The following is a 23,039-nucleotide window of genomic DNA, read 5'->3' on the forward strand; positions in this document are numbered from 1 at the left end:
GTCATGTGTTCTTCCGGGAGGTTCCCGGCCCAGAACCACGAACCCCTCAGGGAGCGACCCTTTGGCAGCCATCGCACGGTGGTGCATCCGCCACCGCCTCGTCGCCGTACTGCTCTGGCTCGCCGCGTTCTGCGGCGCCACGGCGGCCGCGGCTGTCGCCGGCTCCGCGTACTCCAACGACTACGAGGTCCCGGGCACCGAGTCCGGCCGGGCCACGGCCGTGCTCCAGGAGGCGTTCCCCGGCCAGGGCGGCGACAGCGGCACCATCGTCTGGCACACCGAGCGGGGCAGCGTCCGCGCCGAGCCCGTCGAGCAGCGGATGACCGACATGCTCGACAAGGTCGCCGACCTCCCCGGCGTCACCGCCGTCACCCACCCGTACGGCTCCGCCCACGTCACCGAGGCCGCCGACCCGTCGCAGCCGACCCAGTCCTCCCAGCCGTCCGCCGAGGCCGCAGCCAAGGCCGCTGAGGCCACGCAGGCCACGCAGGCGGACGAGGGCGAGGCCTCAGCCCCCGACGACGCGGGCAGCGGCCAGATCAGCGAGGACGGCCGCACCGCCTACGCCACGGTCACCTTCGACCAGCGCTCCGAGGACATCCCGCCGGCCCAGGCCAAGGCCCTCGTCGACATCGCGCACGCAGCGTCCGGCGACGGCGTCCAGGTCGAGTTCGGCGGAGCCGTCGCCGCACTCGACGAGAGCGGCGGCGGGCACACCGCCGAGATCGTGGGCGTCGCCGTCGCCGCCGTCGTCCTGTTCCTCGCCTTCGGCTCCCTCGCCGCCAGCGTCCTGCCGATCGCCACCGCCCTCGTCAGCGTCGGCACCGCGTACTCCGGCATCGCCCTGCTCGGCCACGTCATGACCGTGGCCGACTTCGCGCCCATGCTCGGCATGCTCATCGGCCTCGGCGTCGGCATCGACTACGCGCTGTTCATCGTCACGCGCCACCGCAAGGGCCTCAAACGCGGCCTCGGCGTCAGCGAGGCCGCGCAGAACGCCGTCGCCACCACCGGCAGGGCCGTCGTCTTCGCCGGAGCGACCGTCTGCATCGCCCTGCTCGGCATGCTCATCCTGCGGCTCGGCTTCCTCAACGGCGTCGCCATAGCCGCGTCCCTCACCGTCGTCCTCACCGTCGCCGCGTCCGTGACGCTGCTGCCCGCACTGCTGTCCCTCATCGGCATGCGCGCCCTGTCGCGCCGAGAACGCCGCCGCCTCTCCGAGCACGGCCCCGAACCCGAGCTGCCCACCGGGTTCGCCGCCCGCTGGTCCGCGTTCGTCGAGCGCCACCCGAAGAAGCTCGGCGCCGTCGCCGCCGTCGTCATGCTGGTCCTGGCCCTGCCCACGCTGTCCCTCCGCCTCGGCACGTCCGACCAGGGCAACGGCCCCGCGACGGCCACCACCCGCCAGGCGTACGACCTGCTCGCCGACGGCTTCGGCCCCGGCGTGAACGGGCCCCTCACCCTCGTCGCCGAGCTGGACGGCGCCCACGACCGGCTCGCCATGAACGAGCTGCCCGCCCAGCTCCGCGCCACCGCCGGCGTCGAGTCCGTCGGCCCCGTCACGTACAGCGGCAGCGGCAACACCGCCGTCCTCACCGTCGTACCGGACTCCGCGCCCCAGTCGCAGCAGACCAGCGACCTCGTCGACCGGCTGCGCGACCAGGTGCTGCCCGCCGCCGAGCACGGCACGTCCCTGGACGTCCACGTCGGCGGGATCACCGCCGCGTACGACGACTTCGCGCAGGTCATCATCGGCAAGCTGCCGCTGTTCGTGGGCGTCGTCATCGCCCTCGGCTGCGTCCTGCTGCTGCTCGCCTTCCGCTCCATCGGCATCCCGGTGAAGGCCGCCCTCATGAACGTGGCCGCCGTCGCCTCCGCGTTCGGCGTCGTCGTCGCGATCTTCCAGTGGGGCTGGGGCAGCGAGCTGCTCGGCCTCGGCCGCGCCGGACCCATCGAACCGTTCCTGCCCGTGATCGCCGTCTCCGTGCTCTTCGGTCTCTCCATGGACTACCAGGTGTTCCTGGTGAGCCGGATGTACGAGGAGTGGCTGGAGACCGGCGACAACCGGCGCGCCGTCCGCGTGGGCCTCGCGGAGACCAGCCGGGTCATCAACTCCGCCGCCGTCATCATGATCGCCGTCTTCCTGGCGTTCGTACTGTCCGGCGACCGGGTCATCGCGATGTTCGGCATCGGCCTCGCCGCGGCCGTCGCGCTCGACGCGTTCGTGCTGCGGACCCTGCTCGTCCCCGCCCTCATGCACATGCTCGGCGGCGCCAACTGGTGGCTGCCGCGCCGCCTCGACCGGGTGCTGCCGCGCATCAGCATCGAGCCTCCCGAGTGCCGCGAGCCGGACACGCATGCGAAGATCCCCGCGAAGCGCACGAGCGCGGAGGGAGAGCTCGTGCCGTAGGCACCCGCCGCGATCCGGCGGGGGAGGGGGCACTCGTATGAGCCGCACGACGGGCGTGATCGGCACAACCCTGGGCGACGACGGCGCGGAACTCGGCCCGCTGGAGCCCTGGCAGGCCGAGGAGTACCTCGCCCACCTCGACCGGGGCCGCGCGTTCATCGGGCGGTACATCGCCCTGGCCGCCGTCGCGCCGGACCTGCCGTCGGCACGGGCCTTCCTCCAGGCGTACGCCGACAAGACGGCCGCCGACACCGGCCGCATCTACGGCATCCGCCTGGACGGCACCCTCGTCGGCGGCGTCCTCTTTCGCACCATGGACGTCGCCGGGGGCACCTGCGAGGCGGGCTGCTGGCTGGAGCCGGCCGCCGTCGGGCGGGGCCTGGTCACCCGCGCCGCCCGCGTGATCATCGACTGGGCCGTGGACGTGCGCGGCATCCACCGCGTCGAGTGGCGCGTCGCCTCCGGCAACACCGCCAGCGTCAACGTCGCCAAGCGCCTCGGCATGACCAGGGAGGCCGTCCTGCGCGAGCACAACCTCTACCGGGGCGTACGCCACGACCTGGAGATCTGGTCCGTCCTCGCCCCCGAGTGGCGCGCCCTGCGGGAGGCCGCGTAGGCACCCGTCCTGGCGGCCCGCCGACGAACACGGGCCGCGGGCCTCTCACTCCACCTCCACCAGGAGGATCCGGTCGTCGCCGGCCTCCGGCGTCCCGCGGTTGTCCGTCTCGCTCGTGACGAGCCAGAGCCGGTTCCCGCCGGCCGCGAGAACCGTGCGCAGCCGGCCGTACGTTCCCTCCAGGAACGACTCGGGTGGCGCCGCGAGTTCCGTACCCGCCAGCGGAATCCGCCACAGCCGCTCGCCGCGGAGCGCGGCCATCCACACCGAACCGCCCACCACCGCGATCCCGCTCGGTGACGCCTCCGCCACCGTCCACTGCGCCACCGGGTCCGTGAATCCGGACCGCCCGCCCTTGCCCTCCACGTCCGGCCAGCCGTAGTTGCCGCCCGGCCGGATCAGGTTCAGTTCGTCCCAGGTGTTCTGGCCGAACTCGGAGGCCCACAGCCGCTTCTCCGCGTCCCAGGCGAGGCCCTGCACATTGCGGTGCCCGTACGAGTACACGACCGAGTCGGCGTCCGGGTTGCCGTGCACGGGGTCGCCGTCCGGCGTCATCCGCAGGATCTTGCCGCCGAGCGACTCCTTGTCCTGCGCGAGTCCCGTGTCCCCGGTCTCGCCCGTGCCCGCGTACAGCATCCCGTCCGGCCCGAACGCGATGCGGCCCCCGTTGTGCACGAACCCCTTGGGGATGCCCCGCAGCACGGTGTCGGGCGCCCCGAGCTGCTGCCCGGCCGGCCGGCTCTCGTCGTACAGCATGCGGGCGATGCGGTTGTCGGACGCGGTGGTGAAGTACGCGTAGACCAGATGGTCCTCGGCGTACTTCGGGGAGAGCGCGAGCCCCATGAGGCCGCCCTCGCCACCGGGGGCGACGCCAGGGACCTCGCCCAGCACAGTGAGCTCGCCGCTCTCCGCGTCCACGCGCGTGATGGTGCCCTCGTCCCGCGAGGACACCAGCAGATCACCGCCCGGCAGCGCGGCCAGCCCCCACGGGGACTTCAGCCCCTGCGCGACCGTCGACACGACCCGCGCGGACCCCTTCTCGGGCGCCGGGGACGGCGAGGCGGTGCCCCCCGGCGGCGACGCCGCGACCGACCCGCCGGGAGAGGCGGCAGGGGTCGAGGTCACGCCCCCGGCCGGCGGACCGGCGTCCGACGAGCACCCGGTCACCAACAGCAGCACGGCAGCCGCCAACACGGCCGACACAGCAGGACGTTGCACGGTTCGGACCCTTCCCCGACGCCACCACGGAACGGCATGGAACCGCTCCCCGTCCCACCCTAGAGACCCGACCACCGCCCGCGGATCATCCCCGCTGCGGATGCGCCCCGGAAGGGCCTCGTCCCGGCACCCGGAAGCCCGGCTCGGCAGGGCCGGCACGCGGGGGTCAGTCCCACGACCCCCGGGCCGGCGGCAGCGACGCGATCTCCGCCAGGTCCTGTGCCGTGAGCGACAGCTCCGCCGAGCGGGCGTTCTCCGCCGCCCAGCGCGCGTGCTTCGTGCCCGGGACCGGGACGACGTGCCGCCCCCGCGACAGCACCCACGCCAGCGCCACCTGCCCCGGCGTCACACCCCCCGCCGGGCCCCCGTGACGGGCTGCCACCCGGCGCAGGCCCGCCACCAGAGGCTGGTTCGCGGCCATCATCTCCGCCGTGAAGCGCGGGTGCCGGGCCCGCATGTCCTCCGGTTCGAAGCCGCCGCCCGGCGTCAGCGTCCCGGTCAGGAAGCCGTTGCCGAGCGGCATCGCCGCCAGGAACCCCACCCCGCGCGCCGCGCACCACGGCAGCAGCCGGGCCAGCGCCTCCGGCGACCACACCGACAGCTCCGCCTGCACGGCGCTCACCGGGAACACCTGCTGCACCCGCTCCAACTGCCGAATCGTTCCGTCGTACAAGTCGTACGAGCTCCGGCGCGAGCCCCGTACGCCGACCGCGCACAGCCCGAGCGCCCGCACCTTGCCCGCGGTGACCAGCTCCGCCATGGCGCCCCAGGTCTCCTCCACCGGAACCTCGGGGTCCGCCCGGTGCAGCTGGTACAGGTCGATCACGTCCGTCTGCAGCCGCCGCAGCGACGCGTCGCAGGCCCGCCGTACGTACGAGGGACGGCCGTTGGCCACGATGTGCCCGTCACCCACCAGCAGGCCGCACTTCGTGGACACGAACGCCTCCGCGCGCCGCTCCTTCAGCACCCGCCCCAACAGCAGCTCGTTGGTGAAAGGACCGTACATGTCGGCCGTGTCCAGCAGGGTCACGCCCGCGTCGAGCGCGGCGTGCACGGCGCGCAGCGAGCGGTCGCCGCGCTGCTGGGAGGCGCTGTAGGCCCAGCTCATCGGCATGCACCCGAGCCCGACGGCCCCCACGTCCAGCCCGGTCGCCCCGAGTGTCCTGCGCTCCAACTCCCCGTACCTCCCTGTGCCGCTCCCCAAAAACTAACCAATGACCACCGGACTGCTTCGCTTAGCCTCCAGGGCATGACTGCCGACATGACGTCCGACACGACCGCCGACATGACCGCCGGGACGGCTGCCGACGCGACCGCCGACGCGGCCGCCGACGTGTGGCTGCCGATTCCCGCCGACGAGATCACGGGCCTTCCCGACCCCTCCACCACGGGCCTCACCTACCGCTTCTGGGACGGTGGCCCCGACCTCCCCGCCGACCCGGCGCGCTGCGCCTTCTACGTCGTCCCGTACATGAAGGGCATGGAGATCGCGGTACGGCCGATGGCCGCCATGACCTCGTTGCGCGTCGTACAGACCCTCTCCGCCGGCGTCGACCACGTCACGCCCGGCCTCGCCGACGCCCCGCCCGGAGTCGCCCTGTGCAACGCCCGCGGCGTCCACGAGTCCAGCACCGCCGAGCTCACCCTCGCGCTGATCCTCGCCTCGCTGCGCGGCATCCCCGGATTCGTCCGCGGCCAGGACCGCGAGGAGTGGCGGGGCGGCTTCTACCCCGCGCTCGCCGACAAGTCGGTCCTGATCGTCGGGTACGGATCGATCGGCGCGGCCATCGAAGACCGGCTCACGCCCTTTGAGTGCGCGCGGGTCATGCGCGTCGCGCGCTCCTCCCGTACCACCGAGCGCGGGCCCGTGCACGCGCTCACCGATCTGCCCGCGCTCCTCCCTCAGGCTGACGTGGTGGTCCTTTCCACACCCCTCACCGCCGACACCCACCACCTCGCAGGCGCCGAGTTCCTGGCGCGCATGAAGGACGGCGCGCTGCTCGTCAACGTCGCCCGCGGCCCCGTCGTCGACACCAAGGCCCTCCTCGCAGAGACCGAGACCGGCCGCATCACGGCGGCCCTCGACGTCACCGACCCGGAGCCGCTGCCCGCGGGGCACCCGCTCTGGCACGCGCCCGGCGTCCTCATCAGCCCCCATGTCGGCGGCTCCACCTCGGCGTTCCTGCCCCGCGCGAAGCGCCTGATCGCGGACCAGCTGACCCGGTTCACCACCGGCGAGCCCCTGCGGAACGTCGTCCTCACCACCGGTTGACCCACGCCGCCTCGCACCGGCCGGCCCATGCCCTCGGCACGGACCTCCGGCCAGTGCCTGCGTCAGCCCCGACCGGACCGATACGCTCCGGAGCGATATGCCTGCACTGCGTGTCTATAACCATCTTGATCGTTACGGAGCGTATAGCGCCCCTGTCCCTGAGTGACGATCCTGGTGTATCGTCGCGACTTGGGGGCGCGCCGACAACGGGAACGGCGCCGGGGACACGACGTGATTGCCGACGTGATGGCCGATCAGAACGCAAGGGGGGCGACGGACGATGCGCGGTCGACGCAGCAATAATCCGAAGCGGCGGGGCGTCCGGCTGCGAGCCACCGTCCTGTTCCGGGGACCGCGGGCCCGCGCCGGCACGCTCCGGTCGGGGGCCTTCCGATGAGCGCCCCCGGCATGGTCATCGACCGCAGGACGATCAGCGGAGGCCCCGGAAGCCCCGGCAGCCCCGGGACGGGCGGCCCCGGCGGAACCCCCGGCGGCGGAGCCGGCGGCGCCACCGGCCAGCTCCTCCTCGCCCTCGCCTGCGGCGGCTACGCCACCGGCGCGCTCTTCGGCTGGGGCTCCGAGGAACTCGCCCTGATCATGGGTGACTTCGGCCTCAGCGCCGCCGCCCTCGTCGCCGCCGTCTCCTGCTTCCTCTACGCCCGGGCGCACGGCAGCCGCTTCCGGCCCGCCTGGCTCCTGTTCGCGTTCTCCTCCGCCATGGCCGCCGCCGGCAACGCCGTCTGGGGCTGGTACGAAGTGGTGCTCGACCGCGCCGTGCCCAGCCCCTCGCTCGCCGACATCTTCTTCCTGCTCTTCGCACCGCCGGCGATCGTCGGTCTCCTCGTCCTCGCCAAGCGGCCCGTCACCCGCGCCGGCTGGATCTGCCTCACGCTGGACTCCTGGCTGATCGCCGGATCCCTGCTGACCCTCTCCTGGAGCCTCGCGCTCGCGCACACGGCGGCCTTCCAGGGCGAGAGCGTCGCCCGCGCCGCGCTCTCCCTGGCGTACCCGCTGCTCGACATCGTGCTCGTCAGCATGGTCCTCGCCCTGCACTTCCGCCGCTCCAAGGGCAACCGCTCGGCCAGCCACACCGCCATCGCGGCCCTGGCCCTGACCGTCCTGTGCGACGCCCTGTTCACCTCGCCGCTGCTGCGCAACAGCTACCACTCCGGGCAGCTCCTCGACGCCGGCTGGTTCGCCGGCTCGCTGCTGCTGGCCTACGCCCCCTGGAGCGCCCGCCGGGTGCCCGAGGCCGCCGTGCCACAGCGCGGCGGCCCCCACCAGGCGCGGCCCGCCAGCCGCCCCATCGCCGGGTCGCTCGCCGCCCTCACGCCGTACCTCGCGGCGGCGGTCTGCACCCTGAGCATCCTGTACAACGTCATCGAGGGCCGCCGAGTGGACCGCGTCGTCGTCTTCACCGGCTGCGCCGTGGTCCTCGCCCTGGTCGTCCGGCAGGGCATCATGCTCCTCGACAACATCGCCCTGACCCAGGAACTGGCCCAGAAGGAGAACCACTTCAGGTCCCTGGTGCAGAGCTCCAGCGACGTCATCATGATCGCCGCCCCCAGCGGCGTCCTGCGCTACGTCAGCCCCGCCGCCTCCGGCGTCTACGGGCGGGACGCCGACGAACTCGTCGGCACCGAGCTCGCCGCCCTCATCCACCCCGACGACCTCGGCGGCGTCGTCCACGAGGTGCGCCGCTTCCTCGCCGCCTCGCCCGCCGAGGAACCCACCACCCGCATCGAATGCCGCTTCCGCTCCGGCAGCGGCGACTGGCTCAACGTCGAGTCCACGGTCAACCGCCACCAGGGCGGGCTGATCTTCAACAGCCGGGACGTCACGGAACGGGTCCGCCTCCAGGCCCAGCTCCAGCACAACGCCGAGCACGACCCGCTCACCGACCTCCCCAACCGCGCCCTGTTCACCCAGCGCGTCCGCCAGGCCCTCAGCGGCCGCCGCTCCGGCGACTCCGGCACGGCCGTGCTCTTCATCGACCTCGACGGCTTCAAGGGCGTCAACGACCGCCTGGGCCACCAGGCCGGCGACGAACTGCTGATCCAGGCCGCCCGCCGCCTCCAGGACTCCGTACGGGCCGGGGACACCGCCGCCCGCCTCGGCGGCGACGAGTTCGCCGCCCTCATCGCCGGCGACGGCGGCCACGACCGGCCGGCCCGCGAGTTCCAGGTCCACGAGATCGCCGACCGGCTGCGGCTCACGCTCTCCCAGCCGTACGAGGTCGAGGGCGCCGAAGTGCGGGTCGCCGCCTCCATCGGCGTCGCCTTCGCCGAGCCCGGCATCAACGCCGGCGAACTCCTGCGCAACGCCGACCTCGCCATGTACCGGGCCAAGGCCGGCGGCAAGAACCGCGTCGAGATGTACGCCCCGCAGATGCAGGCCGACGTCGTCCGCCGCAGCGAACTCAACGCGCGGCTGCGCACCGCCCTGCACGACGGGGAGTTCGCGCTCCTCCACCAGCCCGTCGTGGACCTCGCCACCGGCAGGGTCGCCGCCGTCGCCGCACAGGCCCGCTGGCGCTCCTCCCAGGGCATCCTGTTCACCCCTGCCGAGTTCCTCCGCGTCGCCGAGGACGGCGGGGAGCGCACCGCCGAGCTGGCCCGCTGGATGCTGGAGGAAGCCGTCCAGCAGGCCGCCGAACGGCACCGCCTCGGCCACCGCATCCCCGTCTCCGTACGGGTCCCGGCGCGCCGCCTCCTCGACCGGTCCATGCCGCTCGCCACCGTCGAGGCCCTGCTGACCCGGCACGGGCTGCCGTCCGGCGCCCTCGTCGTCGAGCTCGCCGACAGCGACCCGCGGATCTCCTTCGACGACCTCGAACAGCGCCTCGTCGCCCTCCGCAGGCTCGGCGTCCGCATCGCGCTCGACGGCTTCGGCAGCGGATACGCCGCGATCAACGCCCTGCGCAGGCTCCCCGTCGACATACTGAAGCTCGACCGCGGCCTCATCGAGGGCGTCGTCGAATCCGCCAGACTCCACAAGATCACCAGCGGGCTGCTGAGAATCGCCGGCGACCTCGGCCTCCAGTCCGTCGCCGACGGGGTCGACGTACCCGAACAGGTCCTCGCGCTGCGCGCCATGGGCTGCACGCACGCCCAGGGCATGGCCTTCTCCGGGCCGCTCGACGAGTACCGGCTGCGCCGCACGCTGGCCAGGGACGGGTTCCCCGTGCCCGGCACCGTCCCGCTGCCCGTCCTCACCGGTGGCGCGCTCCCACCCAGCACACTCCCCCCGATGCGCTCACATAATGAGACGCGCGTCCCACCCACTTGACACTGACGGTGCGCCGGGTGGAGGGTCAGTGCCATGCGCACCCGAATTCTCGTACTTGGAAAGCGCGTCGGCTGAGCAGGACCACGCAATGGACCTGCGGACCCACACCGGCGCGCTCCCCTCGCTTGCCTCACGGCACGAGGGGTTTTTTGTTGCACCGGCACCCCACCACAGACCCTGACAGACTCCGACAGACCTCGCCAAACCCCTCGTCACCCTCGTCAAAACCCTCAGCTTCGAGAAGAGATTGCCGATGACCGAGCAGGCCACCGGGGCCCACCACCCGCAGCCGCGGCCCCGTACCGGCGGACAGCCCTCCGCCACCGTTGAGCACGTCACGGGCGCCCAGTCCCTCATCCGCTCTCTCGAGGAAGTCGGAGCCGAGACCGTATTCGGCATCCCCGGCGGCGCGATCCTCCCCGCCTACGACCCGATGATGGACTCCACCCGGGTCCGCCACATCCTGGTCCGCCACGAGCAGGGCGCCGGCCACGCGGCCACCGGCTACGCCCAGGCCACCGGCAAGGTCGGCGTCTGCATGGCCACCTCCGGGCCCGGCGCCACCAACCTGGTCACGCCGATCGCCGACGCCCACATGGACTCCGTCCCGCTCGTCGCGATCACCGGCCAGGTCTCCTCCAAGGCGATCGGCACCGACGCCTTCCAGGAAGCCGACATCTGCGGCATCACCATGCCGATCACCAAGCACAACTTCCTGGTCACGAAGGCCGAGGACATCCCGCGCACCATCGCGGAGGCCTTCCACATCGCCTCCACCGGCCGCCCGGGCCCCGTCCTCGTCGACATCGCCAAGGACGCCCTCCAGGCGAAGACCACCTTCAGCTGGCCCCCGCAGACCGACCTGCCCGGCTACCGCCCGGTCACCAAGCCGCACGCCAAGCAGATCCGCGAGGCCGCCAAGCTGATCACGCAGGCCAAGCGCCCCGTCCTGTACGTCGGCGGCGGCGTCCTGAAGGCCGGCGCCACCGCCGAGCTCAAGGTCCTGGCCGAGCTGACCGGCGCCCCCGTCACCACCACCCTGATGGCGCTCGGCGCCTTCCCCGACACCCACCCGCTGCACGTCGGCATGCCCGGCATGCACGGCTCCGTCACCGCTGTCACCGCCCTCCAGAAGGCCGACCTGATCGTCGCGCTGGGCGCCCGCTTCGACGACCGCGTCACCGGCAAGCTCGACAGCTTCGCCCCGTACGCCAAGATCGTCCACGCGGACATCGACCCGGCCGAGATCGGCAAGAACCGCGCCGCCGACGTCCCGATCGTCGGTGACGCCCGCGAGGTCATCGCGGACCTGGTCCAGGCCGTCCAGGCCGAGCACACGGCCGGCCGCACCGGCGACTACACCGCCTGGTGGAACGACCTCAACCGCTGGCGCGAGACCTACCCCCTCGGCTACGACCAGCCCGAGGACGGCAGCCTCGCCCCGCAGCAGGTCATCCAGCGCATCGGCGAGCTCGCCCCCGAGGGCACGATCTTCGCCGCAGGCGTCGGCCAGCACCAGATGTGGGCCGCCCACTTCATCGACTACGAACAGCCCGCCACCTGGCTCAACTCCGGCGGCGCCGGAACGATGGGCTACGCCGTCCCCGCCGCCATGGGCGCCAAGGCCGGCATGCCCGACCGCGCCGTCTGGGCCATCGACGGCGACGGCTGCTTCCAGATGACCAATCAGGAACTCGTCACCTGCGCCCTGAACAACATCCCGATCAAGGTCGCCATCATCAACAACGGCGCCCTCGGGATGGTCCGCCAGTGGCAGACGCTGTTCTACAACCAGCGCTACTCCAACACCGTCCTGCACTCCGGCCCGGAGGCCAGCGGCAAGGAGCCCAGCGCCGGCACCCGCATCCCCGACTTCGTCAAGCTGTCCGAGGCCATGGGCTGCGTCGCCATCCGCTGCGAGCGCCCCGAGGACCTCGACAAGGTCATCGCCGAGGCCAACGCCATCAACGACCGCCCCGTCGTCATCGACTTCATCGTCCACGAGGACGCCCAGGTCTGGCCCATGGTCGCCGCCGGCACCTCCAACGACGAGGTCATGGCCGCCCGCGGGGTCCGCCCCGACTTCGGCGACGGCGAAGACGACTGAGGCCGCAGAGAGCAGTCAGGAAGAGGAACGAGACACACCATGTCCAAGCACACGCTCTCCGTCCTGGTGGAGAACACCCCCGGCATCCTCGCCCGGATCGCCGCCCTGTTCTCCCGGCGCGGCTTCAACATCGACTCGCTCGCCGTCGGTGTCACCGAGCACCCCGACATCTCCCGCATCACCATCGTGGTCAATGTCGAGGACCTGCCGCTGGAGCAGGTGACCAAGCAGCTCAACAAGCTGGTCAACGTCCTGAAGATCGTCGAACTCGAGCCCGGCGCCGCGATCCAGCGCGAGCTCGTCCTGGTGAAGGTCCGCGCCGACAACGAGACCCGCTCCCAGATCGTCGAGATCGTCCAGCTCTTCCGCGCCAAGACCGTGGACGTCTCGCCCGAGGCGGTCACCATCGAGGCCACCGGTTCGAGTGACAAGCTCGAAGCCATGCTGAAGATGCTGGAGCAGTTCGGCATCAAGGAGCTCGTCCAGTCCGGCACGATCGCCATAGGGCGTGGTGCCCGGTCCATCACGGACCGGTCGCTGCGCGCCCTCGACCGCTCGGCGTAGCGCGGGGCCCGGCCCCGCACGCTTCACGCAGTCCGCGTATCGAGACCCCTCAACGTCCGCATCCCTCCCCACCGTACGGTGGGACGCACCACCAGAACACCCAAGGAGAAACCCAGTGGCCGAGCTGTTCTACGACGACGACGCCGACCTGTCCATCATCCAGGGCCGCAAGGTCGCGGTGATCGGTTACGGCAGCCAGGGCCACGCCCACGCGCTGTCGCTCCGCGACTCCGGTGTCGACGTCCGCGTCGGTCTGCACGAGGGCTCCAAGTCCAAGGCGAAGGCCGAGGAGCAGGGCCTGCGCGTCGTCACCCCGGCGGAGGCCGCCGCCGAGGCCGACGTCATCATGATCCTCATCCCGGACCCGATCCAGGCCCAGGTCTACGAGGAGTCCATCAAGGGCAACCTGAAGGACGGCGACGCGCTGTTCTTCGCCCACGGCTTCAACGTCCGCTTCGGCTTCATCAAGGCCCCGGCCGGCGTCGACGTCGCCCTGGTCGCCCCGAAGGGCCCGGGCCACCTGGTCCGCCGCCAGTACGAGGAGGGCCGCGGCGTCCCCGCGATCGCCGCCGTCGAGCAGGACGCCACCGGCAACGCCTTCGCGCTGGCCCTGTCGTACGCCAAGGCCATCGGCGGCACCCGCGCCGGCGTCATCAAGACGACCTTCACCGAGGAGACCGAGACCGACCTGTTCGGTGAGCAGGCCGTGCTCTGCGGCGGCACCGCCGCCCTGGTCAAGGCGGGCTTCGAGACCCTCGTCGAGGCCGGCTACCAGCCGGAGATCGCCTACTTCGAGTGCCTCCACGAGCTGAAGCTGATCGTCGACCTGATGTACGAGGGCGGCCTGGAGAAGATGCGCTGGTCGGTCTCCGAGACCGCCGAGTGGGGCGACTACGTCACCGGCCCCCGCATCATCACCGACGCCACCAAGGCCGAGATGAAGAAGGTCCTCGGCGAGATCCAGGACGGCACGTTCGCCAAGAACTGGATGGACGAGTACCACGGCGGCCTGAAGAAGTACAACGAGTACAAGACCCAGGACTCCGAGCACCTCCTGGAGACCACGGGCAAGGAGCTGCGCAAGCTCATGAGCTGGGTGGACAACGACGAGGCGTGAGCCTCGCGGCGGCGGGGCCGGGCACNCCCGGCCCCGCCGCCGTCTGCCCGGCCGTGCCCGGACGTTCACCCCGGACGTCTCCCGGGCCGCCGCCCTTCGGAGGCTTGTCCACAGCGTCCAGCCACGTGCGGGTGACAGTGCCAACCAGGCGCACAAAACCGGCCTCGCCGCTACTACACTTGCGCGCAGCACTGCACACCCGTACGCGTCAGGCCCACAGCGTCGTGCGTCTTCCACGCGGCAAGCCCCCTCCACCGCCTGCGGCCGTCGGGACGGCCGTCCGCACTGGACTTGTGAGGACCTCACGTGAGCTCGAAACCTGTCGTACTCATCGCTGAAGAGCTGTCGCCCGCCACCGTCGACGCCCTCGGCCCCGACTTCGAGATCCGGCACTGCAACGGCGCGAACCGCGAGGAGCTGCTCCCCGCCATCGCCGACGTCGATGCCATCCTGATCCGCTCCGCCACCAAGGTCGACGCCGAGGCCATCGCCGCAGCGAACAGGCTGAAGGTCGTCGCCCGCGCGGGCGTCGGCCTCGACAACGTCGACGTCTCCGCCGCCACCAAGGCCGGCGTGATGGTCGTCAACGCCCCGACCTCCAACATCGTCACCGCCGCCGAGCTCGCCTGCGGCCTGCTGGTCGCCACGGCCCGCAACATCCCGCAGGCCAACACCGCGCTGAAGAACGGCGAGTGGAAGCGCAGCAAGTACACGGGCGTCGAGCTGAGCGAGAAGACCCTCGGCGTCGTCGGCCTCGGCCGCATCGGTGTGCTGGTCGCCCAGCGCATGTCCGCGTTCGGCATGAAGGTCGTCGCCTACGACCCGTACGTGCAGCCGGCCCGCGCCGCGCAGATGGGCGTCAAGCTGCTGTCCCTGGACGAGCTGCTGGAGGTCGCCGACTTCATCACCGTCCACCTGCCGAAGACCCCCGAGACCCTCGGCCTCATCGGCGACGAGGCGCTCCACAAGGTCAAGCCGAGCGTCCGCATCGTCAACGCCGCGCGCGGCGGCATCGTCGACGAGGAGGCGCTGTACTCGGCGCTGAAGGAAGGCCGCGTCGCGGGAGCCGGTCTGGACGTGTACGCGAAGGAGCCCTGCACGGACTCCCCGCTCTTCGAGCTCGACCAGGTCGTCTGCACCCCGCACCTCGGCGCGTCCACGGACGAGGCCCAGGAGAAGGCGGGCATCGCCGTCGCGCGCTCGGTCCGCCTCGCCCTCGCCGGCGAGCTCGTGCCCGACGCGGTCAACGTCCAGGGCGGCGTCATCGCCGAGGACGTCAAGCCGGGCCTGCCGCTGGCGGAGCGCCTCGGCCGCATCTTCACCGCGCTGGCCGGTGAGGTGGCGGTCCGCCTCGACGTCGAGGTGTACGGCGAGATCACCCAGCACGACGTCAAGGTGCTGGAGCTGTCCGCCCTCAAGGGCGTCTTCGAGGACGTCGTCGACGAGACCGTCTCGTACGTCAACGCCCCGCTGTTCGCGCAGGAGCGCGGTGTCGAGGTGCGGCTCACCACGAGCAGCGAGTCCCCGGACCACCGCAACGTGCTGACCGTGCGCGGCACGCTCGGCGGCGGTGAGGAGATCGCGGTCTCCGGCACGCTGGTCGGCCCGAAGCACATCCAGAAGATCGTCGCGGTCGGCGACTACGACGTGGACCTGGCCCTGGCCGACCACATGGTGGTGCTCCGCTACGAGGACCGCCCGGGTGTCGTCGGCACCGTCGGCCGCATCCTGGGCGAGGCGGGCCTCAACATCGCGGGCATGCAGGTCGCCCGCGCGGAGGAGGGCGGCGAGGCGCTCGCGGTCCTCACGGTCGACGACACGATCCCGCAGCAGGTCCTCACGGAGCTGGCCGCCGAGGTGGGCGCCACCTCGGCCCGCTCGGTCAACCTGACCTGACGGCCCGGCCCCGGTGCGGGGGGCCTCCACCGGCTGGACGCCCGGTGTGGGGCGCCCGGCCGGAGGCAACCGACTGCTGCGGAACGCCTGCCCACAGGCGGAGCGGCGGTGTCTCCGGCCCCGCAAAGCGAGTGGCGAGCGTGCCGCTGCCGCTGTGGACATGCGTTCTCCCCCAAGGACTTCGTCCAGGGAGGTACCCCCACCCCCAAGCACTTCGTGCAGGGGGACCCCCATCGCCCTGGGGGTCCCCCCTGCACGAGCGAAGCCGAGAGCTTGGGGGAGGGTGGGCACAGCCCACCGGGGCCTCGTGCCTTTACGGGCGGCTCGCCTGCTGGGCGGTGGCGGCGCGGGGTACCGCCAGTACGCCGAGGACGGCCACGCCCGCCAGGGCAGGCCAGTACCACGGGGTGGTGATCAACGCGCCCGCCGGCACGCTGCCGAGCAGAACCCCAAGCCCCGCCAGGGACGACATCGCGCCCGTGTACAGGCCCAGGCGCTCGGACGGCACCAGGTCCGGGAGCCATGCGCGGACCGCCGGGGACACCAGCATCTGGCCGAGCGACAGCAGCACCACGAACAGGACGCACGCCCACAGCCCGCCCAGCGACCGCAGCACCCCCGCCGCCGCGAAGGCGACGCCCGTCACCCCCAGCCCGAACCGTACCGTCGTCCGCCAGGACCACCACCGGGCCGCCCACCGCTCCAGCGGCAGCTGCCCGGCCACCACCAGCGCCGACGACAACGCGAACAGCCACCCCAGCGCCGCCTGCGACCCGGTCGCGCGGTCCAGTTCGGCGGGCAGCGCCAGGTAGAGCTGGTTGTACGCCAGCAGATACGTCGCGTACGCCAGGGTCAGCAGCAGGAACCGACGGTTCCGCAGCACAGCCCAGGCCCCGTCCCCGCGCGGCCGCGCGACCGCCCGAACCCCCGCCCGCCTCGGCATGAGCCGCGCGTGCCCCGCCAGGACCAGGGCGAACACCCCGGCCCCGGCCAGGCACGCCACCCGGAACTGCCCCTGCAGCAGCAGCGCCCCCAGCACCGGCCCCGTCAGCGCCCCCGCCTGCCCGCCCGCCGAGAACCGCGCCAGCACGCGCGTGCGCGGCACACCGGAGACCTCCTCCAGCCGCACCGCCTCGCGGGCGACCTCCGACTCGACCGCCGGCGAGAACAGCGCGGCGGCGAACCCGACCAGCAGCACCGCGCCCACCACCGCTCCCACCGAATCCGCCCACGCCAGCCACAGGAACCCCGCGACGCGCAGTGCGCAGCCCACCAGCACCACCGGGCGCGGCCCGTACCGGTCGGTGAGGGCACCGCCCACCACGAACAGGCCCTGCTGGCTGAACGTCCGCAGCCCGAGCACCAGACCCACCAGCCAGCCGCCCAGACCGAGCGCGCCGCTCAAGTGGTCGGCCAGGTAGGGCAGTACGGCGAAGAACCCGACGTTGAAGGCGAACTGGCTGCTGATGAGCAGCCGGGCGAGCGGGCTCAGCGGGCTCCGCGTGCTCAGCGTGCTCAGCGGGCTCACGTGATCCTTTCGATGCGGCCGGCCCGCATCTCGGCGGTACGGTCCGCGAAGTGGCGGACGACCGCCATGTCGTGACAGATGAAGAGGTAGCCGAGGCCGAGCCGGTCCTGGAGGTCGGCCAGCAGGTTCAGGACACCCGCCCGCACGCTCGGGTCCAGGGCGGACACCGGCTCGTCCAGCACGAGCAGCCGTGGCTCACTCGCCAGGGCCCGGGCGATCCCCGCGCGCTGGCACTGGCCTCCCGACAGCTCGTACGGGCGCCGGTCGCCGTGCGCCGGGTCGAGGCCGACCATGGCGAGCAGTTCCGCGACCCGCTCAGGGCCCGTCGCCGCGTCCCAGCGGCCCCGCACCCGCAGCGGCTCGGCGACGGCGTCGCGGATCCGCTGCCGGGGGCTCAGCGAGCCGTACGGGTCCTGGAACACCGGCTGCAGCGCGGGCCGCAGCGGGCGCAGCTCCCGCTCGCTGAGGCGGGTCAGTTCACGGCCCTCGAACCACACCTCGCCCGCGTCCGGGCGGCGCAGCTGCAGCACGGCCAGGGCCGTGGACGACTTGCCGCAGCCGGACGGGCCGACGAGCGCGAGGGTCTCACCGGCGGAGAGGTCGAAGGACACCCCGTCGACGGCGACGGTGGTGCCGTGGCGGACCACCAGGTCGCGGACGTCCAGCAGCGGGCTCACACGTGCTCCAGGAACAGTTCGGCGGGCGATGCGGGCAGCCGCGCCCAGTGGTGGCAGGAGACCTGACGGGCGGCGTCGCCCGCCGCGCCGGGCTCGGGGAGTTCCGTACGGCAGCGGTCGTCGGCCAGCGGGCAGCGGGGCGCGAACGCGCAGCCGTCCGGCAGCTCACCGGGCGCGGGCGGTGTCCCACCGATGGCGGGCAGACGACGCCGCCGGGCCGGCCCCTCGGCCGGGGCCTCGCCCGTGGCGTCGGGCGTGGCGTCGGGCATGGCCCGGTGTGGGGTCTCGCGCGGGGCCACAGCCGGGGTCTCGGTCGGGTTTCCTGCCGGGGTCTCGGTCGGGTTTCCTGCCGGGGCCTCGGGCGTGGTCCCGGCGGGGGTCTTGGGCGTGGTCCGGGCGGGGGTCTTGGCCCTGGCCTCGGGCGTGGTCGGGGCATCGGACTCGGCCGGGGTCTCGGGCGTGGTCCCGGCGGGGGTCTTGGCCCTGGCCTCGGGCGTGGTCGGGGCATCGGCCTCAGCCGGGGGCTCGTGCGTGGTCCCGGCAGCGGTTTCGGCCCTGGCCTCGGGAGTGGTCGGGGCCACGACTGTGGCGTCGGCCGTGGTCCCGGCAGTGGTGCCGGCCGTGCCCTTGCGCAGGGGCGAGACCTCCGGCGTGGCGCCGGGCGGTGACTCGGGGGGCAGGGACGCCAGGAGGCCGGCCGTGTACGGGGCGTGGGGGCGGGCGAACACCTCGCGTACCGGGCCCGACTCCGCATGGCGGCCCGCGTACATCACCAGGAGCCGGTCCGCGTGGTCGCGGACGACGTCCAGGTCGTGCGTGACCAGGACGAGCGCCGCGCCGGTCGCCTCGCGCTGCTCGGCGAGGAGCCGCAGCACCTGGTGGCGCAGGTCCGGGTCGAGGGCCGTGGTGGGCTCGTCCGCCACGACCAGCTCGGGTGCGTTGATCGTGGCCATGGCGATGACCGCGCGCTGGCGCATCCCGCCGGACAGCTCGTGCGGATACGCGCGGGCCCGGTCCGCCGGGATGCCGACCCGGTCCAGGGCATCGGCGGCCAGCGCGCGGGCGTCCCGGCGCGACAGGCCGCGTCGTACGGACCGTACGGCGGCGGCGAGCTGGTCGCCCACCGGGTGGACGGGGGAGAGGGCCGACAGCGAGTCCTGCGGGACGAAGGCCACCCTGCGGCCCCACAGCGCCCGCATCGAAGCCCCGTCGTGGCCGCGCAGCCGGACGTCGCCGGACACCGTCGCCTCGCGCGGCGCCATGCCCAACAGGGCCCGGGCCGTCAGGGACTTGCCCGCCCCCGACTCGCCGACCAGCGCGAAGACCTCGCCGTCGGACACGTCGAAGGACAGGCCCCGCACGGCCTCGACACCGTCGAAGGCGATCCGCAGGTCCCGTACGGAGAGGAGCGGTTCGTCCATGCCAGTGGGTTCAGTGGGCATCGGCTGCCTTCCGGGTGCGGCGGCGGACAGGGGACCGGGACGCGGACGAGCTGTACGAGGCGGACGTGACGTACGACGTGTACGCGGCCAGCGACACCGCGAGCGCGGCCAGCGCGGCCAGTGCGAGCGCCGGGGCCAGGGCAGCCCAGGGGGCGCGCTCCACGTACGCACGCGACTCGTCGAGCAGCAGGCCCCACTCCGGGGCGGGCGGCTGGGCGCCCAGGCCGAGGAACCCGAGCGACGCCAGGGCCAGGGCGATGCCCGGCAGGCGCAGCACCGCGTGCCGGGCCACCGGGCCCGCCACCGACGGCAGGACGTGCCGGACCAGCACCCAGCCGGGCCCCGCGCCGATCGCCCGCTGGGCCAGCAGGAAGCCCGAGGCCCGTACCTCCTGGACCAGGGCGGCGGCGTGCGCGGCCAGCGCCGGCCAGGAGATCAGCGCCACCGCCAGCGCGGCCCCGCCCGTGCCGGGACCGGCGGCCGCGGCGACCAGGATGCCGACGATCACGGGCGGCAGCGCGTTGGCGATGTCGGACGTGCCGACGGCGATGCTCGGGGCGAAGCCCAGCACCATCGCCAGCGCGAAGCTGAGCGCGCACACCGCGGCCGCCGTGCCGACGGTCGCGGCAGCGCCGTGGCCGAGCCGGGCCAGGACGTCGCGCCCGAGCCCGTCCGTGCCGAGCGGGTGTGCGAGGTCCGGCGGCGCGAGCCGGGCCGCGGTGTCCACGGTGTACGGGTCGCGCAGCAGGCCCCAGCCGATCAGCACCAGCAGCCCGGCGGCGAGTACCAGCGGCACGGCGGGTCCCACCCGTACGGGCCGGGGCGCCGGCAGCGTCAGGCCCGCGTCCCGCAGCCCGGGGCCCAGCAGCCGCCGCCGTACGAGCGCGGCCAGCGCGCCCACGGCGAGGCCCAGCACCAGCAGCGCCAGCACGGCGCCCTGGAGCAGCGGCAGGTCCTGCGACTTGGCCGCGCCCAGCGCCGTACGGCCGATCCCCGGCACCGCGAAGATCGTCTCGACTGCCACGGCGCCGCCCGTCAGACCGACCACGACCATCCCGAACTGCGGGACCAGCGGCGGCAGTACGCGGCGCAGCGCGGCGGCCGCGACACGGGCGGGGGACACGCCCGCGCCCCGCCACAGCTCCACCCACCGCTCGTCGAGCACGGCGGGCAGCGCGTCGGCGACGAGCCGGCCGAGCAGGCCGCCGGCCGGAACGCCCAGCGCCATGGCGGGCAGTACGAGGTGGGCGGGCCCGTGCCAGCCGGCCGTCGGGAACCAGCCGAGCCACACGCCGCCCACGATGAGCAGCAGCGTCGCCAGCAGGAACTCCGGTACGGCGGCGAGCATCGCCGCGACCGCGCCCGAGGTGCCACGGCCGCGCACCAGGACGGGGGCGACGAGCGCGGCCGCGACGGGCAGCGCCACGGCGAAGGCCGCGCCCATGAGGCCGAGGGAGACCTGGAGTCCCGCGACGACGGACGGCAGCACGTCGGTGCCGGACACCCAGGAGGTGCCCAGGTCGCCCCGGATCAGCGCGGACGCCCAGCGGCCCAGGAGGGCGAGGGCGCCCGCGTCGAGCCCGAGGTCGGCGCGGATCGCGGCGAGCGCCTCGGCCGTGGCCTCCTGCTCCGCCGACCGGGCGCGCAGCACGGTCAGCGCCGGGTCGCGGCCCGACAGCCAGGGCAGCAGCCCGACGGCCGCGACGACGAGGGTGAGGGCGGCGGCCCGGGTGACCCCCGCCCGCAGACCCGGCGCCTTCAGCCAGGGCGCCTTCAGGCGGGGCGCTCTCGCCCAGGGCGCCTTCAGCCAGGGCGCCTTCAGGCGGGGCGCCTTCAACCGGGGTGACTTGAGCTGCGGCGCCTTCAGGCGGGGCGCCTGCGGTCCGGACGACTCCGGCCCGTGCGCCTGCGGCGCGGACGACTGCGCCTCGGGCGTGGGCGGCGCGGGCGGCTCCCGCCGGGCCGGTGTCGCCGTGCCCGGCTTCGGTATGCCGGCGGTCACTTCACGTACGTGTCGGTCGTGACCAGCAGCCGCTCGCGCGGGTCGTGCGCCGCGCCCACGACACCGGCCGCGTCGCCCTGGATGACGCGCTCGTGCAGCATCGGCACGGCGGCGTCGGTGGCGAGCACGGCGGCCTCGGCCTCGATGACCGCCTTGCGCCGGGCGTCGCCGGTCGGGGTCGTGGCGGCCTTCTCCAGGGCCTTGTCGACGGCCGGGTCGGCGAGCTGGGCGAGGTTGAAGGAGCCCTTCGACCCGAAGTCGCTGTGCAGGTACGCGACGGGGTCGCCGGAGTCGAGGACCGTGGCCCGGGACAGGATGAACGCGTCGAAGGCCCCGGACAGCGCGTCGGACTCGATGTTGGCGTACTCGCGTACGTCCAGCTTCACCTTGAACCCGGCCTTCTGGAGCTGCTGCTGAAGGGCCTGGGCGACCTCGGGCAGCTCGGCGCGGTCGCTGTACGTGCCGAGGGTGATGGTGGCGCCGTTCGGGGCGGCGGCGGGCGCGGGGTCTCGCGGGGTGCGCAGGCCGTCGGCCCACGCGAGCGCGGGCCCGAGGAGGCCCTTGGCGACGTCGGCGCGCCCCTCGTACACGCCCTTGACGATCGTGCCGGCGTCGATGGCCTGCCGGGCGGCCGCGCGCAGCTTCGGGTCCTTGAAGGCGCCCTTCGCGGTGTTGAGGTGGAGGGTGTTGGTGCGCGGCATCGGCACCTCGGTGATGAGGTCCTGGTCGAGGAGGGCGGCCTGCGAGACGGGGATCGCCTCGACGATGTCGGCCTCGCCGGTGCGCAGGGCGGCGGCGCGCGCGGTGCCGTCCGGGACGAACGTCACGTCGATGCCGGGTGCCTTGGCCTTCTCGCCCCAGTAGCCGTCGTAGCGGTCGAGGGACGCGGAGGAGGTGCCGTTGACCTTGGTGAGCCGGAACGGGCCGGTGCCGGTGCCGACCGGGTTCACCGTCTTCCCCTGGTACGCCTTCGCGGACAGGATCGACAGCTGCGGCGAGCTGAGGCGCTGGGGGACCAGCGGGTCCTCGGTGGCGGTGGTGACGGTGACGGTCTTGCCGGACGCCTTCACGGTGAGGTCGACGCCGTCGAGGATGCGCGGCTTGGGGGACGCGGTGGCGGCGCGGGTCAGGGACCGCTCGACGTCGGCGGCGGTGAGCGGGGTGCCGTCGTGGAAGGTGACGCCGTCGCGGACGGTGAAGGTCCAGGCGGTGCCGTTCTGCTTCCAGCCGGTGGCGAGCGCGGGGCGCGCGTCGCCGTCGGCGTCGAGGGCGACGAGGGTCTCGGCGGTGGACCAGCGGGACAGCTTGAACGCGTCGTCGGAGAGCGGGGTCAGACCGGAGCGCGGCGGTTGCAGCATCGCGACGCGGATGCGCTTGCCGCCGTCGCCGCTCGTCGTGGAGTCCGTTGCGGCGAAGCAGCCGGTGAGGAGGAGCGACGCGGCGGCCAGGGCGGCGGTGGGGAGGAGGAGACGGCGGCGCACGGGAGCACCCTTCCGGGCAGGGGTTCGAACGGGATGCTCGGACGCTAGCATAATGATTATTGTTTTCAACAACTTGTCGTTGAAAGATAAAACTCACAGCCGGTGCGCCTTCAGCGCCATGTGCAGCAGCAGCCGGTCCTCGCCCGCGTCCAGATCGAGGCCCGTGAGCTGCTCGACGCGTGAGAGGCGGTAGTAGAGCGTCTGGCGGTGAATGCCCAGCGCCGCCGCCGTGCGCCCCGCCTGGCCCGCGCAGTCGAGGAACACCTCGGCCGTCCGGGCCAGTTCGGCGTGCGCGTGCGCCAGCAGCGGCCGCACCGCCGGATCCTGTCCGGCCCCGCCGGGCAGGGCGGCGAGCAGCCGGTACGGGCCGATGTCGGCCCACCGGGCCACCGGGGCGAACCGCGGCTGGGCCAGCGCGGAC

At 73.3% G+C, this 23,039-nt stretch carries 16 protein-coding genes; 8 read left to right on the forward strand and 8 right to left on the reverse strand.

Translation table 11 applies throughout. The annotated features are described in order from the left end of the window. The first annotated feature begins 61 nt into the window (after positions 1-61). Complete coding sequence (locus HTZ82_RS23995; protein WP_175411497.1) at positions 62-2,410, forward strand: MMPL family transporter; 2,349 nt, start codon at positions 62-64, stop codon at positions 2,408-2,410. Positions 2,411-2,447: 37 nt separating this feature from the next. Next, positions 2,448-3,026: a GNAT family N-acetyltransferase gene (locus HTZ82_RS24000; protein WP_217624509.1), complete on the forward strand. Its 579-nt coding sequence runs from the start codon at positions 2,448-2,450 to the stop codon at positions 3,024-3,026. A 45-nt stretch (positions 3,027-3,071) separates the two neighbouring features. On the opposite strand, the gene HTZ82_RS24005 is transcribed toward HTZ82_RS24000, so the two are convergent. Together HTZ82_RS24005 and HTZ82_RS24010 are read right to left on the reverse strand one after the other, a co-directional pair. Next, positions 3,072-4,244, reverse strand: a complete 1,173-nt coding sequence (locus HTZ82_RS24005; RefSeq protein WP_375540855.1) for a PQQ-dependent sugar dehydrogenase — start codon at positions 4,242-4,244, stop codon at positions 3,072-3,074. Positions 4,245-4,410: 166 nt separating this feature from the next. Beyond that, a complete protein-coding gene (locus HTZ82_RS24010; protein ID WP_175411499.1) occupies positions 4,411-5,418 on the reverse strand; it encodes an aldo/keto reductase in 1,008 nt (335 codons plus the stop codon). 111 nt (positions 5,419-5,529) lie between these two features. Between HTZ82_RS24010 and HTZ82_RS24015 the strand changes: the two genes are divergently transcribed. The 6 genes from HTZ82_RS24015 to serA all read left to right on the forward strand — a co-directional run bounded on the left by HTZ82_RS24015 (position 5,530) and on the right by serA (position 15,488). Next, positions 5,530-6,516, forward strand: coding sequence for a 2-hydroxyacid dehydrogenase (locus HTZ82_RS24015; protein ID WP_217624514.1), 987 nt, complete (start codon positions 5,530-5,532; stop codon positions 6,514-6,516). 393 nt (positions 6,517-6,909) lie between these two features. Further along, positions 6,910-9,804: a bifunctional diguanylate cyclase/phosphodiesterase gene (locus HTZ82_RS24020; RefSeq protein ID WP_175411501.1), complete on the forward strand. Its 2,895-nt coding sequence runs from the start codon at positions 6,910-6,912 to the stop codon at positions 9,802-9,804. Positions 9,805-10,057: 253 nt separating this feature from the next. Further along, positions 10,058-11,911 (forward strand): acetolactate synthase large subunit, encoded by a 1,854-nt coding sequence (locus HTZ82_RS24025; protein WP_175411502.1) that lies wholly within the window; start codon positions 10,058-10,060, stop codon positions 11,909-11,911. Positions 11,912-11,950: 39 nt separating this feature from the next. Continuing rightward, entirely contained in the window at positions 11,951-12,475 is a 525-nt protein-coding gene (ilvN, locus tag HTZ82_RS24030) for an acetolactate synthase small subunit (protein ID WP_071263920.1), read from the forward strand. Positions 12,476-12,590: 115 nt separating this feature from the next. After that, positions 12,591-13,592: a ketol-acid reductoisomerase gene (gene ilvC, locus HTZ82_RS24035; protein WP_175411503.1), complete on the forward strand. Its 1,002-nt coding sequence runs from the start codon at positions 12,591-12,593 to the stop codon at positions 13,590-13,592. A gap of 306 nt (positions 13,593-13,898) precedes the next feature. Next, a complete protein-coding gene (serA, locus tag HTZ82_RS24040; protein ID WP_175411504.1) occupies positions 13,899-15,488 on the forward strand; it encodes a phosphoglycerate dehydrogenase in 1,590 nt (529 codons plus the stop codon). Between the two features lie 313 nt (positions 15,489-15,801). On the opposite strand, the gene HTZ82_RS24045 is transcribed toward serA, so the two are convergent. The 6 genes from HTZ82_RS24045 to HTZ82_RS24075 all read right to left on the reverse strand — a co-directional run. Beyond that, positions 15,802-17,016: an MFS transporter gene (locus tag HTZ82_RS24045; RefSeq protein WP_375540856.1), complete on the reverse strand. Its 1,215-nt coding sequence runs from the start codon at positions 17,014-17,016 to the stop codon at positions 15,802-15,804. Beyond that, a complete protein-coding gene (locus tag HTZ82_RS24050; protein WP_175411505.1) occupies positions 17,013-17,693 on the reverse strand; it encodes a dipeptide/oligopeptide/nickel ABC transporter ATP-binding protein in 681 nt (226 codons plus the stop codon). The genes HTZ82_RS24045 and HTZ82_RS24050 overlap by 4 nt, the downstream gene beginning before the upstream one ends. Next, positions 17,690-19,114: an ABC transporter ATP-binding protein gene (locus HTZ82_RS32795; protein ID WP_302852267.1), complete on the reverse strand. Its 1,425-nt coding sequence runs from the start codon at positions 19,112-19,114 to the stop codon at positions 17,690-17,692. Before HTZ82_RS32795 ends, HTZ82_RS24050 begins: the two co-directional genes overlap by 4 nt. A gap of 10 nt (positions 19,115-19,124) precedes the next feature. Further along, positions 19,125-20,882, reverse strand: a complete 1,758-nt coding sequence (locus HTZ82_RS24065; RefSeq protein WP_217624519.1) for an ABC transporter permease subunit — start codon at positions 20,880-20,882, stop codon at positions 19,125-19,127. A 251-nt stretch (positions 20,883-21,133) separates the two neighbouring features. Beyond that, the gene (locus tag HTZ82_RS24070; protein ID WP_175411506.1) at positions 21,134-22,669 is read right to left on the reverse strand and encodes an ABC transporter substrate-binding protein; all 1,536 of its coding nucleotides are present in this window, start codon (positions 22,667-22,669) and stop codon (positions 21,134-21,136) included. Between the two features lie 42 nt (positions 22,670-22,711). Then, on the reverse strand, positions 22,712-23,039 hold a 328-nt coding region (locus HTZ82_RS24075; protein ID WP_175411507.1), incomplete at its 5' end, for a CdaR family transcriptional regulator.

This window comes from Streptomyces sp. TRM64462 (assembly GCF_013362995.1).
Taxonomy (GTDB): Bacteria; Actinomycetota; Actinomycetes; order Streptomycetales; family Streptomycetaceae; genus Streptomyces.